Consider the following 9,470-nt stretch of genomic DNA (forward strand, 5'->3'; position numbering starts at 1 on the left):
CTGGGGGTGCAAACCATGATCTTGGCTAACATCCCATCGCCGCCACAGGGTGTGTGGCACCTTGGCCCGGTGCCTATCCGTGCGTATGCGCTGTGCATTATGACCGGCATCATTGTGGCTACGTTTATTGGCATCCGTCGCTACCAAGCACGCGGCGGCAGTGCGGACACGGTGTGGGACGCACTGATTGTTGTCATCCCTGCCGGCATTATCGGTGGCCGTCTCTATCACGTGATCACGGATCATGATAAGTACTTCGGAGCAGGGAAAGACCCGCTGCAGGCATTCAATATCACCGCAGGCGGCCTCGGTATTTGGGGTGCGGTGGCGCTAGGCGCTGTGGCGCTGATGGTGATGATGCGGGTGAAAAAGCTGCCTTTTTTGCCACTTGCGGACGCGCTTGCTCCCGGCGTGATCTTGGCCCAAGGCATTGGGCGTTTGGGCAACTGGTTTAACCAGGAGCTCTACGGCGCGGTAACAGATGTGCCCTGGGCGCTCGACATTTACTACCGTGTGGATTCCGCAGGTAATTATTCACCGCTGAACGGCCATTCCACCGGCGAAGTCATCGCTAGCGTTCACCCGACGTTTTTGTATGAGCTGATCTGGAACGTGTGCATCTTCGCGCTGCTGATTTGGGCGGATCGCAGGTTCACGCTTGGGCACGGGCGTGTGCTGTGGCTGTATGTTGCCGGCTACACGTTCGGAAGGTTCTTCATTGAGTTGATGCGCACTGATGCGGCGACGATGATTTTGGGCCAGCGTGTGAACACGTGGGTGTCTGGGATCTTGTTTATCGTGGCGCTGGTGTTGTTCCTGCGTGCTGAGCGTGGACGCGAAACCCCGCAGGAGGTGGATCCCGCGAACGCGCATGAGCGCGAAAACTGAGTAAGGTTGGGCGCGTGGATAGAAGAACAAAGATTGTATGTACCTTGGGTCCCGCAGTGGCAAGCAAAGATGCCATTGTGGGTCTTGTCCGCGAGGGCATGGATGTCGCTCGTCTGAACTTCTCCCACGGCGACTACCCGGATCATGAGCAGAATTACCGCTGGGTCCGTGAGGCTACGGATGAGACTGGCCACGCCGTGGGCATCCTGGCTGACTTGCAGGGTCCGAAGATTCGCCTGGGCCGGTTTGAGGGGGATGGCAAAACGTACTGGGAGACTGGTGAGATTGTCCGCATCACCGTTGATGATGTTGTGGGCACGCACGACAGGGTTTCCACCACGTACAAGCAGCTTGCGCAGGATGCGGAGCCGGGGGACAGGTTGCTTGTAGACGATGGCAAGGTCGGCCTCGTCTGCATCGAAGTTGATGGCAACGATGTGGTGTGCAAGGTCACCGAGGGTGGCCCTGTGTCCAACAACAAGGGTGTGTCTCTTCCTGGCATGGCTATTTCCGTGCCAGCGTTGAGTGAGAAGGACAAGGAAGACTTGCGCTTCGCGCTGCGTATGGGCGTGGACATGATTGCGCTTTCCTTCGTTCGCTCGCCGTCCGATGTGGATTTGGTACACGAGATCATGGATGAGGTTGGCCGCCGCGTTCCGGTTATTGCGAAGCTGGAGAAGCCGGAGGCGGTTGACGCGCTGGAGTCCATCATCTTGGCATTCGATGCGGTGATGGTGGCTCGTGGTGATCTTGGTGTGGAGATCCCGCTGGAGCAGGTGCCGCTGGTGCAAAAGCGCGTGATTCAGATTGCGCGTGAGAACGCGAAGCCGGTGATTGTGGCTACGCAGATGCTTGATTCCATGATTGATAACTCGCGCCCGACGCGTGCTGAGGCATCCGATGTGGCTAACGCGGTGCTTGATGGCGCGGATGCGGTGATGCTTTCCGGCGAGACATCGGTTGGTGTTGACCCGCACAACGTGGTGCGCACCATGAGCAGAATCGTGCGTTCTGCCGAGACCATGGGCACGGTCCCGCCGCTGAATCACATTCCGCGCACCAAGCGTGGTGTGGTGTCGTTTTCCGCAAATGACATTGCTAGCCGCCTGAATGCGCGCGCAATTGTCACGTTCACCACCTCTGGTGACACGGCGCGCCGCGTGGCTCGTCTGCACCCAGACCTGCCACTTTTGGTGTTCACGCCGGTGCAGCAGGTGCGTTCTCAGCTTGCGATCACGTGGGGTGTGGAGACGTTCCTGTGCCCAGACGTCTACTCCACAGATGACATGATTCGCACAGTGGATGACATCTTGCTCGCGCTTGATAGCTACAAGAAGGGCGAAACGATGGTGGTGGTTGCAGGTATCCCGCCGGGGGTTGCTGGCACCACGAACACGATTCACGTGCACCAGTTGGGCGAGGACACGCGTAATCCGTAAGTAGATACCCTGGATGCCATGACTGCTCGAGATGGCATCCAGGTACGTGACGCTCACTTGCACAATCTGCGCAACGTGGATGTGGATATCCCACGTGGAACGCTGGTGGCGGTAACGGGCGTTTCGGGTTCTGGTAAGTCTTCGCTTGCCTTTGGCACGATTCACGGGGAGGGGCAGCGGCGCTATTTCGAGTCGGTGGCGCCGTTTGCGCGGCGTCTGATCGGGTCAGCTGTTGACCCGCAGGTGGGATCTGTTGAGGGGCTGCCGCCAACTGTGGCGCTGGAGCAATCCACCTCCGGCGGTGGGGCACGATCAACTGTGGGAACGGTCTCCGCGTTATCGAATAGTATTCGCCTGCTGTATTCGCGCGCCGGGGATAACCCGAAGGGCCTTTATTCGGATTCCTTCTCACCCAACACACCTGAGGGCATGTGTCCGACGTGTCAGGGCACGGGTGTGGTGCATGAGCCGACTGAGGCTTCGATGGTGCCGGACCCAACGCTGTCGATTGAAGCTGGCGCAATTCAAGCCTGGCCCGGTGCCTGGGCTGGCAAGAATTTCCACGATATTCTGCAGACCTTGGGCTATGACCTAGATAGCGCGTGGCAGGACCTGCCGAAGGAAGACCGGGACTGGATTCTGTTTACTGATGAGCGCCCGGTAGTGACCGTGAAGCCGGTTCGCGGCGCGGATCAGATCCAACGAAACTACCAGGGCACCTGGCGCTCCGTGGCGTCCTACCTGACTACTACCTTGGCGGAAACCCAGTCGAATACGCTGCGTAAACGCGTGTTGTCCTACATGGAGTCACGCGTATGTGAGACTTGTGGCGGGCGGCGTCTGAACCCGGAAGCGCTCAAGGTCACCTATGCCGGTTTGCCGATTGATCAGCTTGGTGCCTTGCCGCTGGATCGCGTCTATGAGGTGTTGGATGCCCAGACGCCTCAGGAAGGTTCGGCGGAGGATCTACTTCTGAAGCAGATTCTGCCGGCGGTGCAGTCGGCGCTGGATTTAGGCCTTGCACACTTGAGTCTGGACCGGCCGGCGCGCACGTTGTCAGCCGGTGAGCTGCAGCGCATTCGACTTTCTGCGCAGCTGCGCAGTGGCCTGTTCGGGGTAGCGTATGTTCTGGATGAGCCGTCTGCCGGGTTGCACCCTGCTGAGCGTGACGCGGTGTTAGACATTTGCCGCCGCTTCATTGCTGCTGGCAATTCCGTGTTGCTTGTAGAACACGATATGAACCTGGTCGCCCAAACCGACTGGTTGGTTGACGTCGGTCCACTCGCCGGGGAGGGCGGCGGCGAGGTGGTCTACTCCGGCCCCACCAGCGAGTACACCGGCGATACCCCTACCGCGCGTGCACTGGACTCGAGGAGCCTTTTGCTTAAGGACGCCCCACGTCCAGCCACCGGTACCCTCACCTTGTCCGGCATCCACGCTCGCTCCATTGACGGCCTGGATGTTGACTTCGGGCTTGGACAGTTCACAGCAGTGGCTGGTGTGTCCGGCTCTGGTAAGTCCACGCTGGTTTCCACTGTGCTTGCCGGTGTGCTTCGCGCTGCAACCAACACCGCAACCAACACTGTAACCAGATCCGTGCCGGAGGATGATGGGGAAGTGGTGGATGAGGGGGCATGGGGCGTCGATAAGCAAGCAGGCACTGACGCTGTTAGCCGAATCGTGCAGATCACCCAGAAGCCGATCGGGCGCACGCCGCGTTCAACTCTGGCAACCTATACCAGTCTTTTCGACGCAGTACGCAAACTCTTCGCCGACACCGACGAAGCCAAGCGACGTGGCTGGAACGTGTCGCGGTTTTCCTACAACGTCAAGCAAGGCCAATGCCCAACGTGTGGTGGAGCGGGCAAGATCGAGGTGGAGTTGGTGTTCCTGCCGGGGTCCTACACCACCTGCCCGGATTGCGGCGGTGCGCGCTACAACGATGCGACGCTTGAGGTGACCTGGCAGGGGATGACGATTGCCCAGGTGCTGGACCTGACCGTTGATGAGGCAGCCGGCGTTTTTGCAAAAGAGACGAAAATCCTGCGTGCTTTGGAAACACTCCAGGCAGTGGGGCTGGGTTATCTTCGCTTGGGGCAAGGTGCACCGGAGCTTTCCGGTGGTGAGGCGCAACGCATCAAGCTGGCAACGGAGCTGCAGCGTGCGAGAAACTCGCGTCGCGGCCACACGGTATACCTGCTGGATGAGCCGACCACGGGCCTGCACCCGGCCGATGTTGCGTTGCTGGTGGCAGAGCTCAACAGTCTGGTCGATGCGGGACAGACGGTCATTGTGGTCGAACATGATCTGTCAGTGATCGCGCAGGCAGACCGCGTGATTGAAATGGGCCCGGGCGCCGGAGCTGACGGCGGTCAAGTGATTGCGAATGGCACGCCTGCTGACCTGGCTGCCTGTGACACCGCGACGGGGCGAGTGCTGTCCCAGCGGCAGGGGTAAGCGCGTAAAAAATTAGAGAAAACGCGTGAAATGTTGAGTAGATCACTGTACGGTGCGAGTTGTTATTGTCCCGTCAATCAAAGGAAATTCGAATGCGTACTCGCACTCTTGCCGCCACGTTCCTGGCCGCATCCCTCATTCTGACTGGCTGCTCCGATACCGGCAGCAGCACTGGCGATTCCGCAGACTCGAACGCAGCGGGCGAAGCCAACGTTGATTTTGTCACCATCGCAACCGGTGGCACATCCGGCCCATACTACCAGATCGGTGCGACCATGTCGCAGATTCTGAACCGCGAGCTGGGTGCTGACTCGTCCGTGCAGGCCACCGGCGCTTCGGTTGAGAACGTGCAGCTGCTTTTGGACGGCAACGCTGAGGTCGCCTTCGCCATGGGTGACGCAACCCGCCAGGCAATCGAGGGCACCGGCCCGTTCGAGGGCAAAGGTGGTGCGTCTGAACTGAAGGCTATTACCGCTTTGTACCCGAACTACGTGCAGATTGTGACCACGGCGGGCTCCGGCATCCAGTCCGTGGAAGATCTGAAGGGCAAGCGTGTTGGCGTGGGTGACAAGAACTCCGGTGTGGAGCTCAATGCGCAGATGATCCTTGAGGCCTATGGCATGAGCTACGAGGACATCAGCGAGGACTTCCTGTCCTATGCAGACTCCATCGACCAGATGAAAAACGGCCAGATTGACGCAGCGTTTGTTACCTCCGGTCTGCCGAACTCCTCCGTGATGGACCTGGCAACCACCGCTGACGTGGTTGTTGTCCCGATCGAGGGGGCAGGCTTTGAGGCGCTGCAGGCAAAGTACCCGTTCTTTGACAATGAGCCGATTCCTGGCGGCACCTACGACCAGGAAGAGGACGTTTTGACCGCGACGATCACCAACCAGCTGCTGGTGTCGCCGCACCTGTCTGATGATGAGGTGTATGCGATCACCAAGGCACTGTTTGAAAACCTTGAGGAGATCCAGGGGGCGCACAACGCTGCGAAGAAGATCACCCTTGATTCTGTTGAGGAGGGTCTGGCAACTGAGTTGCACCCGGGTGCTCGCCGTTACTACGAGGAGGTCGGCGCGCTCTAAGTAGTGTGCCCTGCTTGTGGCCAAATTTCGGCGTAGCGTTTTTGCCGCAGTTACCGCACTAGTTGTGGTGATTGCGGCGCTCGCTTTCCTTGGGGCGCCACTGCGTGAGCCCCATTTTGTTATCTCTGACCAAAAGAGTGGGGCAACGTATTTCGACGCTCCCGTTGCTGATGTTTCTTCAATGGAACTGGCGTGGATCCACTCCATTGAGAAAACGCCGTGGCGGGAGCGCTACGAGATTGGCCGCGATGGTCTGCAGCTGACGGATGTTTATTTGAAGTCTTACGGCGCAGGCGCCCCGACGGATATCGGTGGAACCACCACTGTTAAAAACGGCGAGGTTCACATTGCTGATCTTCACCACCACTACAAGGAAGTGACCTGGGTGCACTCCCGGGCGACGCAGCATACTTTGACCGTGTCGTACACAGATGCAAAAGCTCCGTTTGTTCTTAGAGACGATCTTCCAGAGCGAATATTTCTCAAGGCAACGGTTGAGTGACGCTAACAAATCAATGAAAAGGCAATTCCATGTCAACGAAGATCACTAATCCCAACGATGGGACGAACAATGACAGTTCCGGCACTGCGGACACTGTTGATGTGAAGCCGGATACTCAGGCGATTCTTGAAGAGTTTGACCGCGAGTCACGCCAGCGCAGCTTCACGTCCCGCCCGCTAGCTATCGGCCTGACCATCTTTGCGGTGATTGTGTCGCTGTACCACATGTACACGGCATACTTTGGCACCCCTCCGGTGCTGATCCACCGCTCGGTGCACGTTGCCATGATCTTGGCGCTGGCGTTTGCCATGTACCCGCCGGTGAAGAAGGCGTCTCGGACCAAAATTCCAATTTATGACGTGATTTTGATCCTGCTTTCTATCGCCACCGCGGTCTACGTGTACGTGAACTACGACGACATTGTGCGTCGTGCGGGTGTTGCCACCACTTGGGACGTCATCATGGCGGCGGTGCTCGTGCTACTTGTGCTTGAAGCAGCGCGGCGTATCTCTGGTTGGGCGTTGCCGGTACTTGGCGTGCTGTTCGTGCTGTATGCAGTGTTCGGTCGCGAGATCCCCGGTATGTTCCGCCACCGCGGGTACAGCTGGGATTCCACGTTCAACTTCCTCTACCTGACCACCGAGGGAATCTACGGCACCGCAATCGGCGTGGCTGCGTCCTACATTTTCCTGTTTGTCCTGTTCGGTGCGGTGCTGCAGAAGTCTGGCATGGGCCAGTTCTTCAACGACATTGCGCTCGCTTTGGCTGGTCAGTCTCGTGGTGGCCCGGCAAAGGTGGCGGTTGTTGCCTCCGGTTTCCTTGGCTCCATCAACGGTGCTGCTGTAGCAAACGTTGTCACCACCGGTGCATTCACCATTCCGTTGATGAAGCGTGTTGGCTACAAGCCGGTGTTCGCCGGTGCGGTTGAGGCTTCCGCATCCGTAGGTGGCCAGATTCTGCCGCCGATTATGGGTGCTGCGGCCTTCATCATGGCAGAGACCCTTGGCATGCCTTACCGCGACATTGCTATCGCGGCACTGATTCCGGCGCTGTTGTATTACCTCGGCGTAATTGCTCAGGTTCACCTGCGCGCCACCCGCGATGGTCTGAAGGGCATTTCCCGTGAGAACCTGCCGGCAGTTGCTGAGGTGCTGAAGGAGCGCGGTCACCTGATGATCCCGCTGCTGTTTTTGATCTACATGCTGTTTTTCACCGGCCGCACCATCCTGCTGTCCGCGCTGCTGACCATCTTGGTCACGGCCGTGGTTGCGCAGCTGCGCAAGACCACCCGCATGAGCATTCAGGACATGATTGACGCGCTTGCAGATGGCGCGAAGACCTCCGTGTCTGTCTCCATCGCCTGTGCGGCTGTCGGCGTGATCGTGGGTGTGGTGACGCTCACCGGCTTCGGGGTGAAGCTGGCAAACGCCATTGTGACCATTGGCGCAGGCAACCTACTATTCTCTCTGATCCTGACCATGATCGCCTGCATCATCCTCGGCATGGGCCTACCGTCCATTCCGACCTACATCATCACCGCTACCATGGCGGCACCAGCGCTGGGGCAGCTGGGGGTAGAGCCGCTGGTTGCGCACCTGTTCGTGTTTTACTTCGGCCTGTTCGCAAACATCACCCCGCCGGTGGCGCTTGCATCCTTTGCCGCCGCAGGCCTGTCCGGCGCGGATCCGGTCAAGACTGGTTTCCAGTCCATGCGGCTGTCACTTGCCGGCTACATCATTCCGTTCATCTTCGTGTTCAACCCGGCGATGCTGCTGCAAGATGTCAACGCTGGCCAGGCAATCCTCGTTGCCATCACCGGAACCGTTGGCGTGCTTCTGCTCTCGGTTTCCGTTGAGGGCCACTTCATGGTCAACGCCAACCCGATTGTGCGTGTTTTGTTCGCCGCGGCGGCACTGACGATGATGGCGCCAGACCTGATGACCGACGCCATCGGCCTTGGCATCGCAATCGTTGCCATTGCCATTCAGTGTGTCGCTGCGAAGAAGCAGGATATGCTTTCCATCAGCAATATTTAGCGGAACTGATTCCACCACCACGCCCGCCACTCGGCCACATCCGGGTGTGCCGGTGGGGTGGTGGTTTTTGTTTCGGTGCGTAGTTGGTCAACCAGGCTGATTCCATGCAGCGAATTACAAAACCACAGGGGGTTCGCTGCCGCGTGCTCCAGCGTCAACGGCCGACTGATCACTTGCCTCCCAAGCTGCTTTGCACGGGTAGTGATCTGATGCAGAGTCACGCTGGGAAGTTTGGTTCCCTCCGGCACCACCAGAGCATCCCCATCGAAGGAAAGCAATGCGCCATCGGCGACAACAAGTCTAGTGCTGCTGTGCGCCTAGCCGACTTCCTGCGAATCACCACATTAACACCTGCAGCACCTGGAAAGTTAACACCGTCAACACCGTCAACGCAGCCGACGCCGCATGAAAGGCGGGTTGAAGCTACCGTGGCGTTACGTACACCTTTAGCTGCATCTTTTAGCTGCATGGCAAGAATCGACGGGCGAGTTAGGTTTGCAGGGTTTCCGGGTACTGCCGTCCGTCGCGTTCGTTTACTTGGGGCATGGGAAGTAGTTGCTCCAGCAGGTACTTGAGGTCTTCCGGAGTTGCGTTTTGGTAATAGGGCAGCACGATTCGCAAACCCCGCAAGGGAAGGCCTTCGCCGCGTATCCGTAGTGCGAATGTCGGAACGGGCCGCAGGTTGGTTGCCACCATTGTTGCCTCACTGACAGGGGAGACGACTTTTACCGAGGGCTTGAACGGGAAGATTCTTCGACAAATCTCCACACTATTTTCCCTGACGGTGATCCTTTTGCGTACCAGTGCGGCCTGCAGCAGAAGGAAAGTGGACATACAGATTGACCCCACCCCGACGACGAAGGTGACGAACGGATCACGGGAGGAAGAGGAGGTGAGATGGAGAATAGCAACACCTCCCGCACCAACACCCCAGGATCCTGCAATGGCCACGAGTACCAATCGATTGGCTGGCCCATCGGTCCACGAAACCGAATCTGCTGTTTGTTCAAGCCTGGTTTGGAACCGCCGAGTGATACACAACGGCCCACGAGCCACCTGG

The 9,470-nt window shown here is 58.5% G+C and carries 8 protein-coding genes; 6 read left to right on the plus strand and 2 right to left on the minus strand.

Annotated features, from left to right (window positions below; genetic code table 11):
• Window positions 1-6 precede the first annotated feature (6 nt).
• From lgt to HMPREF3101_RS05955, 6 genes are all read left to right on the plus strand, one after another.
• Window positions 7-888, plus strand: coding sequence for a prolipoprotein diacylglyceryl transferase (gene lgt, locus HMPREF3101_RS05930; RefSeq protein WP_070463666.1), 882 nt, complete (start codon window positions 7-9; stop codon window positions 886-888).
• Window positions 889-902: 14 nt separating this feature from the next.
• Window positions 903-2,327 (plus strand): pyruvate kinase, encoded by a 1,425-nt coding sequence (pyk, locus tag HMPREF3101_RS05935; protein ID WP_070463646.1) that lies wholly within the window; start codon window positions 903-905, stop codon window positions 2,325-2,327.
• 18 nt (window positions 2,328-2,345) lie between these two features.
• Window positions 2,346-4,784: an excinuclease ABC subunit UvrA gene (locus HMPREF3101_RS05940; RefSeq protein ID WP_070463647.1), complete on the plus strand. Its 2,439-nt coding sequence runs from the start codon at window positions 2,346-2,348 to the stop codon at window positions 4,782-4,784.
• 92 nt (window positions 4,785-4,876) lie between these two features.
• The gene (locus HMPREF3101_RS05945) at window positions 4,877-5,872 is read left to right on the plus strand and encodes a TAXI family TRAP transporter solute-binding subunit (RefSeq protein ID WP_070463648.1); all 996 of its coding nucleotides are present in this window, start codon (window positions 4,877-4,879) and stop codon (window positions 5,870-5,872) included.
• Between the two features lie 16 nt (window positions 5,873-5,888).
• Entirely contained in the window at window positions 5,889-6,374 is a 486-nt protein-coding gene (locus HMPREF3101_RS05950) for a DUF1850 domain-containing protein (protein ID WP_070463649.1), read from the plus strand.
• A gap of 29 nt (window positions 6,375-6,403) precedes the next feature.
• Window positions 6,404-8,410, plus strand: a complete 2,007-nt coding sequence (locus HMPREF3101_RS05955) for a TRAP transporter permease (RefSeq protein ID WP_070463650.1) — start codon at window positions 6,404-6,406, stop codon at window positions 8,408-8,410.
• On the opposite strand, the gene HMPREF3101_RS05960 is transcribed toward HMPREF3101_RS05955, so the two are convergent.
• Both HMPREF3101_RS05960 and HMPREF3101_RS05965 read right to left on the minus strand, forming a co-directional pair.
• Window positions 8,407-8,631 carry a hypothetical protein gene (locus tag HMPREF3101_RS05960; protein WP_141737372.1) on the minus strand — a complete coding sequence of 75 codons (225 nt, stop codon included), beginning with the start codon at window positions 8,629-8,631 and terminating at the stop codon, window positions 8,407-8,409. The two genes, HMPREF3101_RS05955 and HMPREF3101_RS05960, sit on opposite strands and share 4 nt — an antisense overlap.
• A 268-nt stretch (window positions 8,632-8,899) precedes the next feature.
• On the minus strand, window positions 8,900-9,470 hold a 571-nt coding region (locus HMPREF3101_RS05965; protein ID WP_210386175.1), incomplete at its 5' end, for a hypothetical protein.

The organism is Corynebacterium sp. HMSC29G08 (assembly GCF_001806875.1).
Classification (GTDB): domain Bacteria; phylum Actinomycetota; class Actinomycetes; order Mycobacteriales; family Mycobacteriaceae; genus Corynebacterium.

Bases quoted from the DNA above. Each gene is read 5' to 3' on its own strand.
- HMPREF3101_RS05940 (WP_070463647.1), top strand. From the start codon at position 2,346: ATGACTGCTCGAGATGGCATCCAGGTACGTGACGCTCACTTGCACAAT.
- HMPREF3101_RS05945 (WP_070463648.1), top strand. From the start codon at position 4,877: ATGCGTACTCGCACTCTTGCCGCCACGTTCCTGGCCGCATCCCTCATT.
- HMPREF3101_RS05955 (WP_070463650.1), top strand. From the start codon at position 6,404: ATGTCAACGAAGATCACTAATCCCAACGATGGGACGAACAATGACAGT.